At 64.5% G+C, this 17597-nt stretch carries 15 protein-coding genes; 7 read left to right on the forward strand and 8 right to left on the reverse strand.

Translation table 11 applies throughout. The features are described 5' to 3' along the window. The first annotated feature begins 53 nt into the window (after positions 1-53). Positions 54-1010, forward strand: coding sequence for a lipopolysaccharide heptosyltransferase I (waaC, locus tag ABEA02_RS08455; protein WP_345532460.1), 957 nt, complete (start codon positions 54-56; stop codon positions 1008-1010). Beyond that, on the forward strand, positions 1010-2260 hold the full coding sequence (waaA, locus tag ABEA02_RS08460) for a lipid IV(A) 3-deoxy-D-manno-octulosonic acid transferase (RefSeq protein WP_345532461.1): 1251 nt from the start codon (positions 1010-1012) through the stop codon (positions 2258-2260). The genes waaC and waaA overlap by 1 nt, the downstream gene beginning before the upstream one ends. Positions 2261-2373: 113 nt before the next feature. Here the strand turns inward: waaA and ABEA02_RS08465 are convergent, their stop codons facing one another. The 7 genes from ABEA02_RS08465 to ABEA02_RS08495 all read right to left on the reverse strand — a co-directional run bounded on the left by ABEA02_RS08465 (position 2374) and on the right by ABEA02_RS08495 (position 10361). After that, positions 2374-3684: a TolC family outer membrane protein gene (locus ABEA02_RS08465; protein WP_345532462.1), complete on the reverse strand. Its 1311-nt coding sequence runs from the start codon at positions 3682-3684 to the stop codon at positions 2374-2376. A gap of 116 nt (positions 3685-3800) precedes the next feature. Next, positions 3801-4133 (reverse strand): rhodanese-like domain-containing protein, encoded by a 333-nt coding sequence (locus ABEA02_RS08470; protein WP_345532463.1) that lies wholly within the window; start codon positions 4131-4133, stop codon positions 3801-3803. Continuing rightward, a complete protein-coding gene (locus ABEA02_RS08475; RefSeq protein ID WP_345532464.1) occupies positions 4133-4783 on the reverse strand; it encodes a protein-L-isoaspartate O-methyltransferase family protein in 651 nt (216 codons plus the stop codon). The genes ABEA02_RS08470 and ABEA02_RS08475 overlap by 1 nt, the downstream gene beginning before the upstream one ends. A 177-nt stretch (positions 4784-4960) precedes the next feature. After that, positions 4961-8188 (reverse strand): efflux RND transporter permease subunit, encoded by a 3228-nt coding sequence (locus tag ABEA02_RS08480; protein WP_345532465.1) that lies wholly within the window; start codon positions 8186-8188, stop codon positions 4961-4963. 12 nt (positions 8189-8200) lie between these two features. After that, positions 8201-9301 (reverse strand): efflux RND transporter periplasmic adaptor subunit, encoded by a 1101-nt coding sequence (locus tag ABEA02_RS08485; protein WP_345532466.1) that lies wholly within the window; start codon positions 9299-9301, stop codon positions 8201-8203. Beyond that, positions 9298-9936: a TetR/AcrR family transcriptional regulator gene (locus tag ABEA02_RS08490; RefSeq protein ID WP_345532468.1), complete on the reverse strand. Its 639-nt coding sequence runs from the start codon at positions 9934-9936 to the stop codon at positions 9298-9300. The genes ABEA02_RS08485 and ABEA02_RS08490 overlap by 4 nt, the downstream gene beginning before the upstream one ends. Beyond that, on the reverse strand, positions 9936-10361 hold the full coding sequence (locus ABEA02_RS08495) for a DUF2214 family protein (protein WP_345532469.1): 426 nt from the start codon (positions 10359-10361) through the stop codon (positions 9936-9938). The genes ABEA02_RS08490 and ABEA02_RS08495 overlap by 1 nt, the downstream gene beginning before the upstream one ends. A gap of 175 nt (positions 10362-10536) precedes the next feature. Here ABEA02_RS08495 and ABEA02_RS08500 point away from each other — a divergent pair, with 175 nt between their 5' ends. The 5 genes from ABEA02_RS08500 to ABEA02_RS08520 all read left to right on the forward strand — a co-directional run bounded on the left by ABEA02_RS08500 (position 10537) and on the right by ABEA02_RS08520 (position 15366). Next, complete coding sequence (locus tag ABEA02_RS08500) at positions 10537-12162, forward strand: methyl-accepting chemotaxis protein (RefSeq protein ID WP_345532470.1); 1626 nt, start codon at positions 10537-10539, stop codon at positions 12160-12162. Between the two features lie 88 nt (positions 12163-12250). Then, positions 12251-12532: a FeoA family protein gene (locus tag ABEA02_RS08505; protein ID WP_345532471.1), complete on the forward strand. Its 282-nt coding sequence runs from the start codon at positions 12251-12253 to the stop codon at positions 12530-12532. Beyond that, positions 12529-14367, forward strand: a complete 1839-nt coding sequence (gene feoB, locus ABEA02_RS08510) for a ferrous iron transporter B (RefSeq protein ID WP_345532472.1) — start codon at positions 12529-12531, stop codon at positions 14365-14367. The genes ABEA02_RS08505 and feoB overlap by 4 nt, the downstream gene beginning before the upstream one ends. Beyond that, positions 14364-14597 carry a hypothetical protein gene (locus ABEA02_RS08515; protein ID WP_345532473.1) on the forward strand — a complete coding sequence of 78 codons (234 nt, stop codon included), beginning with the start codon at positions 14364-14366 and terminating at the stop codon, positions 14595-14597. The genes feoB and ABEA02_RS08515 overlap by 4 nt, the downstream gene beginning before the upstream one ends. A gap of 250 nt (positions 14598-14847) precedes the next feature. Next, complete coding sequence (locus ABEA02_RS08520; protein WP_345532474.1) at positions 14848-15366, forward strand: hypothetical protein; 519 nt, start codon at positions 14848-14850, stop codon at positions 15364-15366. A 54-nt stretch (positions 15367-15420) separates the two neighbouring features. Here ABEA02_RS08520 and ABEA02_RS08525 read toward each other — a convergent pair whose 3' ends face one another. Next, the gene (locus tag ABEA02_RS08525; RefSeq protein ID WP_345532475.1) at positions 15421-17490 is read right to left on the reverse strand and encodes a pectate lyase family protein; all 2070 of its coding nucleotides are present in this window, start codon (positions 17488-17490) and stop codon (positions 15421-15423) included. Positions 17491-17597 lie beyond the last annotated feature (107 nt).

Below are 17597 nucleotides of genomic sequence, written 5' to 3' on the forward strand. Positions count from 1 at the left end.
GGGCAGCGATATAATCCGGGGTCCGCCATTCTACGCTAAGCCTCCCGGAACCCATGCGCTCCGTCCTGCTGGTCAAAACCTCGTCCATGGGCGATGTCATCCACAACCTGCCCGTGGTCAGTGACCTGCGGCGCCTGTGGCCCAAGCTCATCATCGACTGGGTGGTGGAAGAGAGCTTTGCGGAAATCCCCCGCCTGCACCCTGGCGTCCGCCAGGTCATCCCGGTCGCCATCCGGCGCTGGCGCAAGTCGCTGGGCAGCCGCAATACCTGGCAAGAGATGGCCGCAGCTCGTCGGGCCCTGCAGGCCAACTGCTACGACTTCGTGATCGACACCCAGGGCCTCGTCAAGAGTGCAGTTCTGACGCGCCTCGCCGACGGCCTGCGCTGCGGTTATACCCGCCACGTGGCGCGCGAACCGCTGGCCGCGCTGGCCTACGACTGCCGCTATGACATCCCGCGGACGGCCCACGCCGTTGAACGCAACCGCTGGCTGGCCGCCGCCGCCTGCGAATACCCCCCCGACCAGCCCCTGCGCTACGGCCTGCAAGCCCCCACCACCCTGCCGGAGTGGCTCCCCGGCGGCCCGCTGGCCGTGCTGCTGACCGCCACCAGCCGCGACGACAAGCTGTGGCCCGAGGCGCACTGGGTGGCCTTGAGCGAGCTGCTGCACGCGCGCGGCCTGCATTGCGTGCTGCCGGCCGGCAATGCCCGGGAGCGGGAACGCGCCGAGCGGCTCGCCGCCCAGATGCCGGCTGCCAGCGTGGCGCCGCCCAGCAGCCTTACCGAACTGGCCTCGGTCATGCAAGCCGCGCGCTGCGTGGTGGGCGTAGACACCGGATTGACTCACCTCGCCGCCGCGCTGGATGTGCCGGTCGCGGCGATTGCCGTATCGACCGACCCGGCGCTGACGGGTGTGCATGGCGGGCCCAGCGCCCTGAACCTCGGCGGCATCGGCCTCATCCCCTCGCCCGACGACGTCATGCAGCGCCTGCAGGCCTGGCTGCCGTGATGCGCACCCTCTACACCTTGCTGTGGCTGCTGGGCATGCCGCTGGTGGTCGGACGATTGGCCTGGCGTGCGCGCAGGCAGCCGGGCTACCTGCAACACTGGTCAGAACGCTTCGGCAAGATTGCCGCCGGCACACGGCCGACGATCTGGCTGCACGCCGTATCAGTCGGCGAAACGCGTGCCGCCGAGCCCCTCGTCAAGGCGCTGCTGGCCGCTTTTCCCGAGCACGAGGTACTGCTCACCTGCATGACCCCCACCGGCCGCGAGACCGGCCAGGCGCTCTTCGGCAAGCTCGACCGCGTGCGCCAGAGCTGGCTGCCCTACGACCTGCCCTGGCTGCAGCGGCGCTTTCTGCAAACGGTGCGGCCGGTCTGCGGCATCGTCATGGAAACCGAGGTGTGGCCCAATCTGCTGCTCTGCGCACGCGCCCTCGGCGTGCCCCTGCTGCTCGCCAACGCGCGCCTTTCTGCACGCTCCGCACGTGGCTACGGCCGGCTGGGCAAGCTGGCCCATGCGGCTTTCGGCAGCTTCAACATCGTTGCGGCCCAGAGCGAAGCCGACGCCGAACGCATCCGCGCACTGGGCGGCCACCAGGTCGTGGTGAGCGGCAACATCAAGTACGACGTCGCGATTCCGGACACGGCCGCCGCGCTGGCAGTGCATTTCAGCGCGCTGACCCTTGGCCGGCCGATTCTGCTGGCCGCCAGCACGCGCGAAGGCGAAGAAGCCCTGATCGTCGAGGCGTTCAAGGCGCAGCTGCGCGACAACACGCTGCTGGTCCTCGTACCACGCCACCCGCAGCGTTTCGACGATGTGGCCGAACTTGTGACGCGTGCCGCCCTGAGACTTGAACGGCGCAGCAGCAACATGGCGCTCAGCCCCGACACAGAAGTCTGGCTGGGCGACAGCATGGGAGAGATGGCTGCGTACTTCGCCTTCGCCGATGTCGCCCTGATCGGCGGCAGCTGGCTACCCTTCGGCAGCCAGAACCTCATCGAGTCCTGCGCGGCGGGCACGCCGGTGTTGATCGGCCCGTCGAGCTTCAACTTTGCCGAAGCGGCCGAGCTGGCGATTGCGGCAGGTGCAGCGCGCCGCTGTGTGGATGTAGCGGAAGCCCTTGATGTAGCGCTGCAGTGGCTGGCCGACAAGCCGACACGCGAGGCCATGGGCGCTGCCGGCAAAGCCTTCTGTGCGCAGCATGGTGGCGCTACCGCGCGCCTCGTCCAGATGGTCGAAGGCCTGTTGGCGTAGAGCCGGTTTCAACCGGCCGACGCGAATGCGGCTGGGGGACAAGGCCCTTCGCGTCGTAGGGAGTGCGACTGAAGTCGCACCTACGGTCGCTCCTACAACAGCGCGCCCTGCCCTTACTTCGACAGCAGCGCGTTGACCTGCTCGATATCGCCCTGCTCCACCGGGCCCGTCGCGGCCTTCAGCTTGAGCTGATTGATCAGCGTGTCGTAACGCGCCTTGGCCAGCTTCTGCTGCGTATCTGCCAAGGTGCTTTGCGCGTTGAGCACGTCGATGTTGATGCGCACACCCACTTCGTAACCCAGCTTGTTCGACGCCACCGCACTGGTGCTCGACACGACCGCCGCCTCGTAACCGCGCACCTGTGCAATCCCACTGGTCACGCCCAGATAGGCCTGGCGAGCAGCCTGCGTCGCCACGCGGCGCTGGGTCTCCAGATCGGCTTCGGCCTTGGTCTTCAGCGCCAGCGCTTCGCGCACCTTGGACTGCGTTGCGCCACCCGCAAAAATGGGCACGGACAGTTGAAGTCCGACGGCGTTGTTGCGCGACATGCTGGCAGTGTCCGCACTGGCGGTGCGGCCAGCATGCGAGTTGCCGTGGGTCGCAACAAAATCCAGCGTAGGCAAGTGCCCGGCGCGAGCCTTGGTGACATCGCGCTCGGCGATTTCCACCGCGAGAGTCGATGCCTGAACCGCGGCATTGTTTTTCTCGGCAGACCTGACCCAGTCATCGATATTGGCGGGCAACGGCGGCGCAATCTGCACACCAGGACGCAAGCGCGCAAGGCTCTGTGGCGGCTTGCCCGACAGCAGGCTCAGCGCCTGTCGCTTCACGTCCAGATCATTCTGAGCGGCGATTTCCTGTGCGGCAGCAAGGTCGAACTTGGACTGAGCCTCGTTCACGTCAGTCACCGTCACAGTGCCGACTTCAAAGCTCTTCTTCGCCAGCTGCAGTTGCTCGGCAGTCGCTGACTTGAGCGCCTGCACCGAATTCAACACCTCCTCGGCGTAGAGCACGTCGAAATAGGTCTGCGCCGCGCGCAGGGCCAGATCGTTCCGCGCGGTAAGGAACTGCGCCTCAGCCACATCGACCTGCAGGTTGCCCTGGCGATAGGCTTCGACGTTCTGCCAGCGGAAGATCGGCTGCACCAGCTGCACCTGGTAGGCGTTGGTGTTGTAGTTGTAGCTGCGCGGCGCGGCGAGAATTGTGTCGGCCCAGGTGTAGCTCGTGTTGCCCGTCAGGTTGACTGTCGGCAGCATGCCGGCGCGACCTTGCGGGCCCTTCTCCTGGTTGGCTTCGTACTGGGCGCGGGCAGAAGCAAACTGCGCATCGCTGGCCAGCGCGTCACGATAGATTTCCAGCAAGTCGGCAGCCTGCGTACTCAAGCCCCCACAGGCCAGCAGTACCGCCATCGCAATGCGTTTCATGAATCCCGTTCTCCGGTGATTGAGAGTGTCCGATCCCGCTCTTGGCATTCTATCGATCCCGCGCCGGTCACCGGCCCGCGAAATAGCGACATTTTGTAACGGCTATCGGTCCCTGCTCAGTAAGTCGGCATCTGCGGCTCAACCTGCTGCGCCCAGGCATGGACGCCGCCGCTGAGGTTGTAGAGCTTGTCGAAACCACGCGAGGCCAGGAACATCGCCACCTGCATGCTGCGCATGCCGTGGTGACAGATGCATACGATCTCACGCTCTGCATCCAGCGTATCGACCTGCCCCGGCACCGTGCCCATGGGCATGGATTGCGCACCCGCAATGGCACAGTAGGCAAACTCGTGCGGCTCCCGCACATCCAGCAGCAAAGGGGCGGGGCGCGAAGCATCCTGCAGCCAGCTGGCCAGATCGCTGGCGCTGATGGGGGTCACGGCCGCCATCAGAATGCAAACGCCTGGGCTGCGCAGTTGCGCAGGGGTGTCACCAGGGTTTCGAGAACCACGCGGCGCATCACGCTGCCATCGGCCTGCTTGTGCAGCAGCACACCCTGTTGCAGCGGAGCACTGCCAACGAAGGCGAACAGGCGGCCACCGGTCTTGAGTTGTTCGATCAGCACGGCCGGCACTTCGGTCACGCCGCCCGACAACATGATCACATCGTAGGGCGCGCCGCTGGGCCAGCCAGCCAGGCCATCACCTTCTTCAACGATCACGTTGTCGACGCCGTTGCGTGCGAGGTTGCCGGCGGCGAGGTTCACCAGTTCCGGCTCGATCTCGATGCTGCGCACCCACTCACCACGCGCTGCAAGCAAGGCAGCCATGTGGCCACTGCCCGCACCCACTTCGAGAATGCTGTCGCCGGGACGCACGGCCAGCGCCTGCAGCGCCTTGGCCTCGATCTTGGGCGGCAGCAGGCATTGCCCGCAAGCCGTCGGCAGCTCGACGTCGGCAAAGGCCAGCGCCTGCTGCGCGGGCGCGACGAACAGCTCGCGCTGCACGAGGCGCAGGGCGTCGAGCACATCCTGATCCAGCACATCCCAGGGGCGGATCTGCTGTTCGATCATGTTGAAACGGGCCTGTTCGAAATCCATGATGTTTCCTTCAGAAAAATGGCGCTGGCGAGTTGCGCCGATTCTACCTTGCGGCTTCGGGAGGGGCGAGAAGCGCTCCGCTCCTCACTGCCCCTTAGGCGACACCGTGGCGGGTTAAAACCCGCCCTACGCCCCCGGCACCTGCCGTCTTCGTAGGTGCGGATTCATCCGCACTCCTCACTCCTCAATCCTCCTCACCCGATACCACGCCGCATAAAGCGCCGGCAGGAAGAACAGCGTCAGCACCGTCGCGACCGTCAGGCCGCCCATGATGGCTACCGCCATGGGGCCGAAGAAGGCACTGCGCGTCAGCGGAATCATGGCGAGAATCGCCGCCGCAGCCGTCAGCATGATGGGGCGGAAGCGTCGCACAGTCGCTTCGACGATGGCCTGCCAGCGCGGCACGCCCGCCTGTTCGTCCTGATCGATCTGATCGATGAGGATCACCGAATTGCGCATGATCATGCCCGACAGCGCGATGGTGCCCAGCATGGCCACGAAGCCGAAGGGCTTGTTGAACAGCAGCAGTGCTGCCGTTACGCCCACCATGCCCAGCGGCGCCGTCAGCAGCACCATGGCCACGCGCGAGAAGTTCTGCAGCTGCAGCATCAGCACGGTCAGCACCACCAGCAGGAACAGCGGCACGCCGGCGGCCACCGAGCTGCCGCCCTTGGCGCTCTCTTCCACCGCGCCACCGGTTTCGAGGTGATAGCCCAGCGGCAGCGCGGCGCGGATCTTCTCCATCTGCGGCGCAAGCTCCTTGACCACCTGCGCCGGCTGCATCGTGCCGTACAGGTTGGCCTTCACGGTCACCACCGGCAGGCGGTTGCGACGCCACAGGATGCCCGGCTCGAAGCCGTATTCCAGCGTCGCGATCTGCGACAGCGGCAGGCCGCGCCCGGTGCCGACCGGCACGGTCATCTCGTAGAACCAGGTCAGGTTGGCATCACGCCGCTCTGCGCGCAGATCCACCGAAATGCTCTCGATACCGTCGCGGAACTCGCTGACCTTGGCGCCGTTGAGGATGCCTGCAAACAGGTTCTGCAGATCCTGCCGCGACACGCCCGCCATGCGCGCCTTCTCGGTGTCGATGTTGAGGCGCACGACCTTGGAGGCGTCCTCCCACTCCTTCTGCACGTTGGAGAGCTCCTTGTGCGCAGTCATCGCCGCCTGCACTTCGCTGGCGATGCGCTGGATCTCCTTGTGGTCAGGCCCGCTGACGCGGTACTGCACCGGAAAGCCCACGGGCGGGCCGTTCTCCAGCCGGTTGATCGACGCGCGCAGCTCGGCGTAGTCGTTCGCGAACAGCTTGATCAGATGGCTGCGCAACGCCTCGCGCTCAGCCTGCCCCTTGGTGAGGATGACGAACTGCGCAAAGTTGGCCTGCGGCAGCTTCTGGTCCAGCGGCAGGTAGAAGCGGGGGCTGCCGTTGCCCACGTAGGCGACGTAATTCTCGATGCCAGGCTGCTTGGCCAGTTCCGCTTCGAATCGGACCACGGCACGCTCTACCGCCTGATAGGACGAGCCTTGCGCCAGCTTGAGATCGACCAGCAGCTCGGGACGCGTGGAATCCGGGAAGAATTGCTGCGGCACCAGGCCGAAGCCCCACATCGACACGATGAAAGTCACCACGGTTGCGGCAATCACCCACCAGCGCCGTGCCACGCAGAACTCCACCATCTTGCGGAAAGCGGCGTAGAAGCCGGACGCGTAGATGTCATGCTCATCCACGACTACCCTCTCCCGCTCGCGGGAGAGGGGTTGGGGGAGAGGGTTCCGGGGAGAAGCCGGCTCTGAATGCGAACCGGCCCTCTCCCCCTCTACGGTCTCGGGAGAGCGGCGCCTCTTGAGCTTGCGCAGCAAACGCGTGAACAGCGACGCCTTCGGCGCATGCCCGCCATGCTCGGGCAACAGGTAATAACCGATGAAGGGCACAAACAGCACCGCAGCAACCCATGACACCAGCAGCGCAATCACCGTGACCTGGAAGATCGAGCGCGTGTATTCGCCCGTCGACGACGCGGCCGTGGCAATCGGCAGAAAGCCGGCGGCCGTCACCAGCGTGCCCGACAGCATGGGCATCGCGGTCGAGGTGTAGGCGAAGCTCGCCGCCTTGGTGCGCGCCCAGCCCTGCTCGATCTTGGTCGCCATCATTTCAACGGCAATGATGGCGTCGTCGACCAACAGGCCCAGAGCGAGGATCAGCGCGCCCAGCGAGATCTTGTGCAGACCGATGCCGAACACATGCATCAGCAGAAAGGTAATTGCCAGCACCACGGGAATCGAGATCGCCACCACGATGCCGGTTCTCAATCCCAGGGAAAGCAGGCTCACCGCCAGCACGATGATCACGGCCTCGGCCAGCGAATGCACGAAGTCACTCACCGAGGCGCGCACTGCACGCGGCTGATCGGCCACGCGCTCCAGGCGCACACCTACCGGCAGCTGCTCGCCGATACGCGCCGTGACGGCGTCGAGCTGCTGACCCAGCGCAATGATGTCGCCACCGTCGCGCATCGCCACGCCTATGCCCAGTGCCTCGTGGCCCATGAAGCGCATCTTGTCGCGCGGCGGGTCGGCATAGCCACGCTTTACCTCGGCAAGATCACGCAAGCGGATGGTGCGGCCCGCAACGCGAATGGGCAGATTGCGCAGATCGTCGAGGTCGTCGTACTCGCCCACCGGGCGCAAATAGATGCGCTCATCATGCAACTCGAAATAGCCGCTGCCGAGCTTGGCATTCTGCTCGCCTATCTGCTGAGCCAGCACGCGCGGATCAACCCCCGCATTGGCCAGCCGCGCCGCCGAGAACTCGACAAAGACGCGCTCTTCCTGCTCGCCGAAGAAGCTGACCTTGCCGACGTCCTTGAGGCGCACCAGCTCGGCACGGATCGCGTCGGCATGGCGCTTGAGCTCGGCGTAGCTGAGGCCGTCACCGACCAGCGCGAAGATGTTGCCGTAGGTGTCACCGAACTCGTCGTTGAAGTACGGCCCGTTCACACCGGTCGGCATCTGCGCGCGGATGTCGCCGATCTTCTTGCGCACCTGGTACCAGATCTCGGGCATCTTGCCCGAGGGCAGATAGTCGTGCGCCTGCACGATGACCAGCGACTCGCCGGGCCGCGAATAGCTCGACAGGATGTCGATGTCGGCACTCTCGCGCAGCTTGGCTTCGATGCGGTCGGTCACCTGCTGCTCGACCTCGCGCGCCGAAGCCCCCGGCCAGTTGGTGCGCACCACCATGACCTTGAAGGTGAAGGGCGGGTCCTCGCTCTGCCCCAGCTTCGTGTAGGCCGCCAGCCCGATGAGGGTCAGCACCAGCATGAAGAACAGCACCAGCTGCGGGTGACGCAGGCCCCATTCCGAGAGATTGAAGGACGTGGCGTCCGTGTTAGTCAGCTTCATGAGCCTGCCGCCTCAGCGCAACACATCCAGCGCCACCGGCGCACTCTGCTCGACAGGCTTCACAGCCATTCCTTCCTTGAGCACATGCGCGCCGACCACAACCACGCGATCGCCCGGCGCCAGCCCCTTGCGGATCAACGCCTCGTGGTCGCGGAAAGCGGCCACCTCGACGGCACGTGGCTGCGGCGTATTGTCCTTGCCGACAATCCACACACTGGCCTGCCCTTCGCGCTGCACCACTGCGGCCAGCGGCAGGCGCACGGGCGCATTGGCGCCTGCCGACTTGCCATCCTTGAGAAAGCCCACAGCTACCGTGGAGCCCAGCGGCATGCGCTCGTCGGCACCGCTCACCGCCACGCGCACGGCAAAAGTCCGCGTGCTGCTGTCGGCCGCGCCCGCGATCTCGCGCACCTTGCCGGGCAGGGTGACGTCCTGCGCATTCCAGGGCCGCACGAGGGCATCGTCACCGATGCGCAGCGCCGCCACGCGCGACTCCGGCACCCAGATGAGCGCCTCGCGACTTGCCGGATCAGCCAGCCGCAACACGGCCTGCCCCGCGGCGACGACCTGCCCCACTTCAACGTTCATCGCGGTCACGACGCCATCGCGATCTGCCACCAGCTCGGCATAGCGCACCTGGTTGCCCGAGACGGCAGCCTGATCTTTCGCCTGCTGCAGTCGCGCCTGCGTCGCCTGGTACTGGCTGCGCCGCGTGTCCAGCGCGCTCTGGCTGATGAAGCGTTGTGCGAACAGGCCTTCAGCCCGCTCCAGCTCGGCCCGCGCCAGCGCCGCATCTGCTTCGGCCGCCTTCACCGCAGAGGCTGCAGCCTGCGCCGACAAGCCGACATCCTGCGCGTCAAGACGTGCCAGCACCTGGCCTTTGCGCACACTCTGGCCCGCACTGATGCGGCGCTCGACGATCTTGCCGCCAATGCGGAAGGCGAGATCGCCCTCCTGCCGCGCACGCACCTCGCCCGAATACAGCGCCGCCTGCTGCGCACCGCCAGCATCGATGATCTGCACGATCACCGGCCGCGCCTGTGGTGCAGGCACCTCCTGCTTGCTGCACGCCACCAGCGCGACTGCGCCGCCCACTATCCACCAGAACTTCATTGCGTTTTCTCCTGCAGCAAGCCGTGCATCAACATGTCCAGATGCAGGGCGATGTAGTCGTCGTAATTCATGTCTTCCTTGCAGCACATGCCGAAGGACTGGCGCCACAGGCTGGCCATCAACATCGGCGCAAAGGCCACGTGGCAAAGCAACTCGGCCGATTGCTGGCGGAACACGCCGCGCGCCATGCCCAGCTCCAGCACCGCCACCATCAAACGATGGCCGCGCTCGATGACGTTCTGGCGGTAGTGCTCGGTCAGTTCGGGGAAGTTGCTTGACTCGGCGATCATCAGCTTGGCGATGCCCGCCAGACGCGTGTTGCCGACCAGATCCCACCAGCCGCGCAACAACTCTCGCAACAGCCGCTCCGGGTCTTCCTTGCCGGCTTCCAGCAAGGCTTCCCCCTCGGCCAGCGCGGGCACGAAGCCACCTTCCACTACGGCCTTGAAGAGGGCTTCCTTGCTCTCGAAGTAGAGATACAACGTGCCTTTCGAAACGCCGACGCGATCAGCAATCTCTTCCAGCCGCGTCGCCGCAAAACCCCGCTCGGCGAACACGTCGAGCGCCGCCTCGACCATTTCGGCCGGTCGCGCATCCTTGCGGCGCTGGCGCACGCCGGGTTTGTCCGTCGCCATTACCAGCCCCTCGCCAGCACGGCACCGCACAGGGGCAGCAGCGGCAGCAACAGCAACTCGGCCGTCACCCAGCGGCGCGTTTGCGCCACCGCCACCTCGTCTGCGCCACCGGCCTTGCGCCAGCGAAAGAAGCTCAGGGTCGGCACGATGGAGATCAGGCCGATGAGCACGAACAGACCCAGCTTGGCATGGAACACGGGATTGCCGACGTAATAGGCCCCGGGCTTGTCACCCAGCATGGCGCGCGCCGCCCCCGTAGCCAGTACGAGGCCAGCCAGCAGCATGTAGGCAAAGTCCATCCGCAACAGGACGGCCAGACGCGGACCTTCGATGCGGCCGCGCAGCGTGACCCACTCGCCGAACAGCACCATCGCGAGGGCGCCAATGGCAAGGAAATGCAGCCAGGGAAGAAGGAATCCGGACATGAGCAATTCGTTAATGACTAACTGGTCAGTCATTATTGTCAGTATCGGTCCGGAGTCAAGAACTACTTCAAAGACATACTAGAAATTCAAGTTGCATGGAAAAGGTGCCGATACACATTCACGCAATGAGCGCCCCGACGACCCGTACCGTTTACCAGAACAGAGAGGTGGCACCATGTGGTTCGACCAACTGACATTCCGAGGCAAGCTCGGCCTCAACTTCGTGATCTGCAGCGGGGTGCTCGTCTTCTCCCTGCTGTTCTGCGCATACCAGATCAGTCACATCAACAAGGTCGCTGAGGACCTGGCCGGAAACTCCGTCCAGTCACTGCGTTCTGCCTCTGCCATTTCGCAACTGCGCTTGCGCTACCGCGTGCGCAGCCTGGAATTCATGCTCGCCGAGTCCGACGCTGATCGCGGCAAGCTCGCCACCTCGTTGCAAGACCTCGACAGCAAGCTGCAACAGGAACTCGGTGTGCAAGAGCAACTCGTCGACGATGACAAGGATCGCAAGCTGCTGGAAGAGGTCCGCAGCGCAGCGGTGGCCTACCGAGAGGCCGTAGATAAGGCCGTTGCACTGGTCCAGGCGGGTAATCGGGAACAAGCCGTGGCCTTGCAGAAATCCGACTGGGTCAAGCTTGCCAACGCCGTGCGCGACGCAACGGACGCCATGGAGAAATACAAGCAGGACGAGGCGGCCAAGCGCGCAGATTCCGCCCGCTCGGCCGGCAAGACGGCCAACACCGGGGCCTGGGTGGCGCTTTTGCTGTCCACCGTGGTGGCCATAGCCTTCTCGCTGTGGTTTGCGAACAAGGTGTCGGCAAGACTGAATTCCGCCGTCAGCCTGACGCGCCGCATTGCCGATGGCGACCTGAGCACCGACATCCCACCCGGGAGCAGCGACGAAATCGGGAAACTCACGGATGCCATGCGCCACATGCGCGATGCTTTGCGTAGCTCGGTCGCCGAGACCCGCAAGCAGTCCGACGAGGTGGCCGCGGCATCGCGCCAGCTCAGCGACAACGTGCGCCTCATGGAGCAGAGCAGCCAGGCGCAGAGCGCGGCTGCCTCGGCCATTGCGGCCAACATCGAGGAACTGACGGTGTCGATCACGCATGTGTCGGACAACACCACCGACGCCAGCAATCTCGCCGCAGAAGCAGACCGCAAGGCCGGCGAAGGCGCGCAGACCATCCATAGCGTGGTCAACGAAATCCAGCGCCTGGCCCAGGTCGTCAGTGCAGCAGCCGCGCGCATTGGCGAGTTGGAGGGTCAGTCAGCACGCATCTCCAACATCATCGTTGTGATCCGCGAGATTGCCGACCAGACCAACTTGCTGGCCCTCAACGCGGCCATCGAAGCCGCACGCGCCGGCGAGCAAGGCCGTGGTTTCGCAGTGGTGGCCGACGAAGTGCGCAAGCTCGCCGAACGCACCTCGCAATCCACGGCCGAGATCAGCCAGATGATCAACACCATCCAGGTCTCGACGCGCGACGCAGTGACCGAGATACAGAACGGCGTCAGCTCTGTCGATCAGGGCGTGGCGCTCGCCAACACGGCCGGCGCCTCTGTGGAAGAGCTGCGTGACATCGCCCGCAACGTCGCCGAGCTGGTTGCCGAAATCGCCACCGGCCTGCGCGAACAGTCGATGGCATCGACCGACGTCGCCACCAAGGTCGAACAGATCGCCGTGCACGCCGAAGAAATCAGCGCCAGTACGGGATCCACCAGTTCGGCCGCCCACGGGTTGGCGGGGGTCGCCAACAGCATGCAGTCATCGATGAACCGCTTCCGGGTCTGAAACCCGAGCCGACGTTGACGCCGGGCAACTTGCGGGACTTCTCGCTCGGGTATATAAACAAGAACAATTCTCGTTTATGCTCAGCGCCATGAATCTCTCGATGCTGCCACGCGGACGTTCCGCCATCGTTGAATCGGTCGAAGCCCTGCCCGATTCCGAGCCCTCTCGCGATCCCATTGCTGCACGCCTGCGCGAACTGGGTTTCGTCCCGGGTGAAGCGGTCAGCGTGCTAGCCACCTCGCCCAGCCTGATCGGTCGCCTGTTCGGTCGAGGTGAGCACGCCACTCTGGCTGTACAAATCGGCTTCACACGCTTTGCCCTGCGCCGCGCCGAAGCGGCCCGCGTACGCGTCAGCCCGCTTGCGGCATGAGCGCCGCAGCCCCCTTGCGGCTCGCACTGCTGGGCAATCCCAATTGCGGCAAGACCGCCCTGTTCAACCGCCTGACGGGCGCGCGCCAGAAAGTCGCCAACTACGCCGGCGTGACGGTAGAGCGCAAGGAGGGCCGCTTCACCCTGCCCTCGGGGCGCGAAGTCAGTGTTCTTGACCTGCCCGGCGCCTACAGCCTCAACGCCACCAGCCCTGATGAAGCGGTGACCCGCGACGTGGTGCTGGGCGCGCGCAACGACACGGCTCAGCCGGATCTGATCGTCGCGGTGGTCGACGCGACTAATCTGCGATTGCACCTGCGCTTCGTACTGGAGCTGAGCCGCCTTGGCCGCCCCATGATCGTGGCACTCAACATGATGGACGCTGCCCGTCGGCGCGGCATCGTCATCGACCGTGAAGTCCTGGCGCGTGAGCTGGACCTGCCCGTCATCGAAACCGTCGCCGTCGACAAGGGTGGTGCGGATGCACTCTGCGCCGCACTCGACGCTGCACTCCCCGCTGCTCCTCGTGCTCCGGAGACCGACGTCGACCTGCACGCGCGCGTCACAGCCCTGTTGAACGCCGCCGTCAGCGTGCCGCGCCGCACAGCACTGATCGACGACGCACTGGATCGCTGGGCCCTGCACCCTGTAGTCGGCCCGGTCATCCTCGCTGCCGTCATGTTTCTCGTCTTCCAGGCGGTATTCAGCTGGGCAGGGCCGTTCCAGGACGGTATTGAGGCCGGCGTCGCCTGGCTTGGCGCCCAGCTCGGCACCAATCTGCCCGCGGGCATGCTGAAGAGCCTGCTCGTAGACGGGATCATCGCCGGCACTGGCGGCGTGCTGGTCTTCCTGCCGCAGATCCTGCTGCTTTTCCTGTTCATCCTGTGCCTGGAAGAATCGGGCTACCTGCCCCGTGCAGCCTTCCTCCTCGACCGCGTGATGCTCGCCTCAGGCCTCTCGGGCCGTGCCTTCATCCCGCTACTGTCGAGCTTCGCCTGCGCGATCCCCGGCATCATGGCCACGCGCAGCATCCCGCATCCCGGCGACCGCCTCATCACCATCCTCGTCGCACCGCTGATGACCTGCTCGGCGCGCTTGCCTGTCTATGCCCTGCTGATCGGCGCCTTCGTGCCCGAGCGCAGTGTGCTGGGCGTGCTGAACCTTCAGGGCCTGGTGCTGTTCGGCCTGTACCTCGCTGGCATACTCAGCGCCTTGCTGGTCGCGCTGGTCGTCAAGCTCGTGCGCCGCGAACAGCATGGCGCGGCGCTGCTGCTGGAACTCCCCTCGTGGCGCCTGCCCAACCCGCGCAATATCGCCATCGGCCTGTATGAGCGAGCCAGCATCTTCATCAAGCGCGTAGGCGGCATCATCCTCGCGCTGTCAGTGTTGATCTGGTTCCTCGCCAGCTTCCCGACACCGCCTGCCGATTGGGCTGGCACTGCCGTCGAGTACAGCTACGCCGGCCACATCGGGCGCAGCATGCAGACACTCTTCGCACCGCTGGGCTTCAACTGGCAGATCTGTGTGGCGCTGATCCCCGGCCTCGCCGCACGCGAAGTCGCCGTCAGTGGTCTGGCCACCGTGTACGCCATCGAAGGCGGGCAGGACGCCGCCAGCGCCGCCCTGCTGCCCCTGCTGGGCGCGCAATGGTCGCTGGGCACCGGTCTGGCCCTCATGGCCTGGTACATCTACGCCCCGCAATGCCTGTCGACGCTCGCAGTGATGCGCCGCGAGACGGGCTCATGGCGTGTCGTCGGCGCGGCCACTGCCTACCTGTTCGGTCTCGCCTGGCTGGCCGCCTGGTTCGCCAACCTGCTTGGCCGCTGGCTGACATGAGTGCGGCAAGCCTCTACAGCTTCATCGAGCCGCTGCTGGTCGGCCTGGTCGTGCTGCTTGCGGCCTGGCAACTGGCGCGCCAGTTCGCCCCCCGCCTGTCCCGCCGCAACCCGCCTTCCGGCAACAGCTGTGGCAGCTGCCACGACAGCTGCGGCAACTGCAGCAGCACACCGCCCGCCAACCAGCCTGCAGCCTTGATCAGGTACCCGTCGCGCCCGGATCAGACCTGATCGCGACGCCGGGCAACAGCGACTCAGGAACATTGTGCGTGGCCATTCGGGTGGCCTGACCAGCAAAACACCCGCCTGCCCACTAAGTTTCCCTTGCCCCCTGGCGCAAGGCTTGGCCCAGAGAGGAGCGCGCGGCATCAGCCACTTTCTGACAAGGGCTTCAGCCGCACGACGACTCAAGGGCATCACCGAACCGTCGATATAACCCCCATGAGCAGCGTATTTCGCTGCATTCAAGAGGCTGACGATCATGGTCCTGTGGAACGGCATTCCGATGTATGCACCGCTGACGCCGGAGTACTACGCCATTCCGGGCGCGCAACGCTGCGTCTTCCGCATCATGCAGGATCAAGGCGACACCCAGGCCTGGAACCTCTATTGGCTCACCAAGCCCGAAACGGACAACCTGCTCGTGCGCAAGGAAGAATGGTTCAACTACTACCATTCGCTCAGCGAGACGCAGACCGAAGCCTTCTACGAAGCGCTGGACACCGAAGTCAGCCAGCGCCTGACACTCGCCTCCGTCGTGGCGCTCGCGCCGCGCGAAGCCATTCACCTGGTGGCCAACGCACAACTGGAGAAAACCCGCTTCTACCACCTCTACGATGGTGAAGCCTGGCGCCAGACCATGATGGGCCGGCTGTTCCTCGCCGCCCGCCTGGAACGCGACCACCTGCCACCGCCTACCGAGCAGGCCGACGTGGTGTGGATCGACTTCCACACCCGCCACCACGGTTTGCGCAACGGGACCCAGCATCGGCCAGGCTGAGGCTGAATAAAAAAAGGCCGCCCGAGGGCGGCCTTTTCCTGCGTCGCTTGCCGATCAGGGGCAGCTAAGTGCTGCGAAGCCCTTACCTACGCCTGCCACCGAGGCCAGATTGTTCTTCACGCACTGCGCTGTCGCTGCCGTGTAGGCATAGGTGATCTTGCTCGCCAGCGAAGTGATGTCTGCCGAAGTGGCAGTACTCGTCCAGTCCGAAGCATTGACGCCGCCCGTGCCCGGGTCATCCCACGTGATGCTGTAGGTGGCATTGTCTGCCGCGCTGGTGGCGTTATTGCCCAGCAGATACCAGCGACCACAACCATTCGTGTCGTAGCGGCAGGTGATCGGGTTCAGCGCGTTCTGGAACCAGTTGTTCTCGATCTTGGCAAGACCGCTGGCACGCACGTTGATACCCGAGCTGGTGATGCCGTCGTACAGGTTGTTGTAGACGTGGATCCAGCCCCAGCGCTGCAACGGCAGACGCGCATTCACGTTCTTGTAATAGTTGTGGTGGTAGGTAATGGTGCGCTGGTAATCCGACGTTCCGCCACTCTGGGTATGACCATCCAGACCGACCTTCTTGCTGTCATGGATGTAGTTGTAGGACACGGTGATGTTCTGCGCGTTTTTCTTGATGTCGATCGCCGACTCGAAGGTCAGGTCACCGTCAGGCGACCCATTGCACTCGTTGTTCACAGCGAAAAGTTCGTTGTGGTCGAGCCATACATTCGACGAGTTGTCGATGCGGAACATGTCGGCATCGTTGTTCGCCCCGCCCAGTGCACCGATCTTCATGTTGCGCACAATCACGTTGCCGGAGTTGACGATCGTGATGCCGAAGTTCGCGGACGAGCCATCGGTACCAATGATGGTGATACCGGCGGTGTAGTCCTTCAGCGGCACTTCGCGATAGGTGTCGTTCCAGTGGGCCACCGGGCAGTTCCCGGAAGCATCTTTGGTGTGATCCTTCACGATCTGATTGATCAGGGTGTCTTCGTTACCGCTATACACAATCAGCAGCGGGTAGGCGCCAGCCGTCACCTTGGTGCCGGCATCGTTGACGCGTGCCGCAGCGATGATCGTATTCATGTCTGCAAAGCTGCTTGCGTACTTGACGCGCGCACCAGCCAGCGTGCTGCCAACGATCTTGCCGCTGGCGTCAAACAAGGGCAAGCCGCCTGCTGCCGGCTGGGCGAAGCCGCCCGCCATGGTCGATTGCGTTGCCGCAACAGCGATCGTGCCCGAACCTGCCGGCGCCGAACTCGTCGAAGAGTTGGCGGCAGCGGAGCTGGATGACGAACTCGCCGACGACGAGCTCACCGATGACGAACTTGCCGAAGACACGGCACTGCTGCTTGCCGAGGAAGTGCTGCTTGCCGTCGAAGAGCTGGACGCTGCGGCACCGGTGTACTCGATGCGGATGGCATTGACAGCAACCTGCGCGCCCGATTCGGTACGCAGCGTGATGAACGAAGCACTGGTGCCAATCGAATCCGAAATGGTGATGGTCGTGTTCGCAGTCAGCAGCGACAGCGTCGAACTGTAGATCTTGGAGTCCGAACCACGGGGTGAGGCGCTGGAGCTGGTGGTGTTGTTGTCCACGAAGACCTGGAAAGCCTTGGTGGTCGTACCGGTGATGGCGCCAATGTCGATGCTGATCTTGTAGGGCTTGCTGAGATCCAGCTCGCCGCCCGGAGTCGTGCTGCTCGTCGTAGCAGTGCTACCCAATGCACCAATCGACAAGCGCGTACCGTCCAGAACCACAGCGCCGCTGCTGACCGTCACCGTGCCACCCTGGTTGATGAACATGGGCAGGCTGCCGTTGGTCGCCAGCGCGCGATAGCTGGCGGTCAGCAGGGTGCTGTCGGTAGCCGTATCAAAGGTTTCGCAGAAATAGACACTGCAGGCAGAGCTCGCAGACGCACCGGATCCGCTTGAGCTGGTCGAAGAAGATGCAACAGACGAGCTCGAAACGCTTGCAACCGACGAAGAACTGCTGCTGCTCGTCGTGGCAGCACCTCCAGCGGTACTGCCGCCACCCCCGCCGCCGCCACCACAAGCTGTCAGCAGTGCTGCAGACAGCAAAAAGCTACCCAGTGCGGCAAGCCGCAGTTTGTTCTCTTCCAGCATGTCCTACTCCTGTGTCGTTATTTGCCAGGCGGCTTTGCGCCGCTCCGGGACTTGCCATGCCGTTTGGAGTACGGCACCACAAAACCTTCTAATTCTACCTATTTATC

It is taken from the genome of Viridibacterium curvum, assembly GCF_039544165.1.
In the GTDB taxonomy this organism is placed as follows: domain Bacteria; phylum Pseudomonadota; class Gammaproteobacteria; order Burkholderiales; family Rhodocyclaceae; genus Viridibacterium; species Viridibacterium curvum.

Coding starts and splice junctions, on each gene's coding strand:
- ABEA02_RS08520 (WP_345532474.1), top strand. CDS start 14,848: ATGGTCCTGTGGAACGGCATTCCGATGTATGCACCGCTGACGCCGGAG.
- ABEA02_RS08525 (WP_345532475.1), bottom strand. CDS start 17,490: ATGCTGGAAGAGAACAAACTGCGGCTTGCCGCACTGGGTAGCTTTTTG.
- ABEA02_RS08490 (WP_345532468.1), bottom strand. CDS start 9,936: ATGGCGACGGACAAACCCGGCGTGCGCCAGCGCCGCAAGGATGCGCGA.
- waaC (WP_345532460.1), top strand. CDS start 54: ATGCGCTCCGTCCTGCTGGTCAAAACCTCGTCCATGGGCGATGTCATC.
- ABEA02_RS08485 (WP_345532466.1), bottom strand. CDS start 9,301: ATGAAGTTCTGGTGGATAGTGGGCGGCGCAGTCGCGCTGGTGGCGTGC.
- ABEA02_RS08495 (WP_345532469.1), bottom strand. CDS start 10,361: ATGTCCGGATTCCTTCTTCCCTGGCTGCATTTCCTTGCCATTGGCGCC.
- ABEA02_RS08505 (WP_345532471.1), top strand. CDS start 12,251: ATGAATCTCTCGATGCTGCCACGCGGACGTTCCGCCATCGTTGAATCG.
- ABEA02_RS08480 (WP_345532465.1), bottom strand. CDS start 8,188: ATGAAGCTGACTAACACGGACGCCACGTCCTTCAATCTCTCGGAATGG.
- ABEA02_RS08475 (WP_345532464.1), bottom strand. CDS start 4,783: ATGGATTTCGAACAGGCCCGTTTCAACATGATCGAACAGCAGATCCGC.
- feoB (WP_345532472.1), top strand. CDS start 12,529: ATGAGCGCCGCAGCCCCCTTGCGGCTCGCACTGCTGGGCAATCCCAAT.
- ABEA02_RS08470 (WP_345532463.1), bottom strand. CDS start 4,133: ATGGCGGCCGTGACCCCCATCAGCGCCAGCGATCTGGCCAGCTGGCTG.
- waaA (WP_345532461.1), top strand. CDS start 1,010: ATGCGCACCCTCTACACCTTGCTGTGGCTGCTGGGCATGCCGCTGGTG.
- ABEA02_RS08515 (WP_345532473.1), top strand. CDS start 14,364: ATGAGTGCGGCAAGCCTCTACAGCTTCATCGAGCCGCTGCTGGTCGGC.
- ABEA02_RS08465 (WP_345532462.1), bottom strand. CDS start 3,684: ATGAAACGCATTGCGATGGCGGTACTGCTGGCCTGTGGGGGCTTGAGT.
- ABEA02_RS08500 (WP_345532470.1), top strand. CDS start 10,537: ATGTGGTTCGACCAACTGACATTCCGAGGCAAGCTCGGCCTCAACTTC.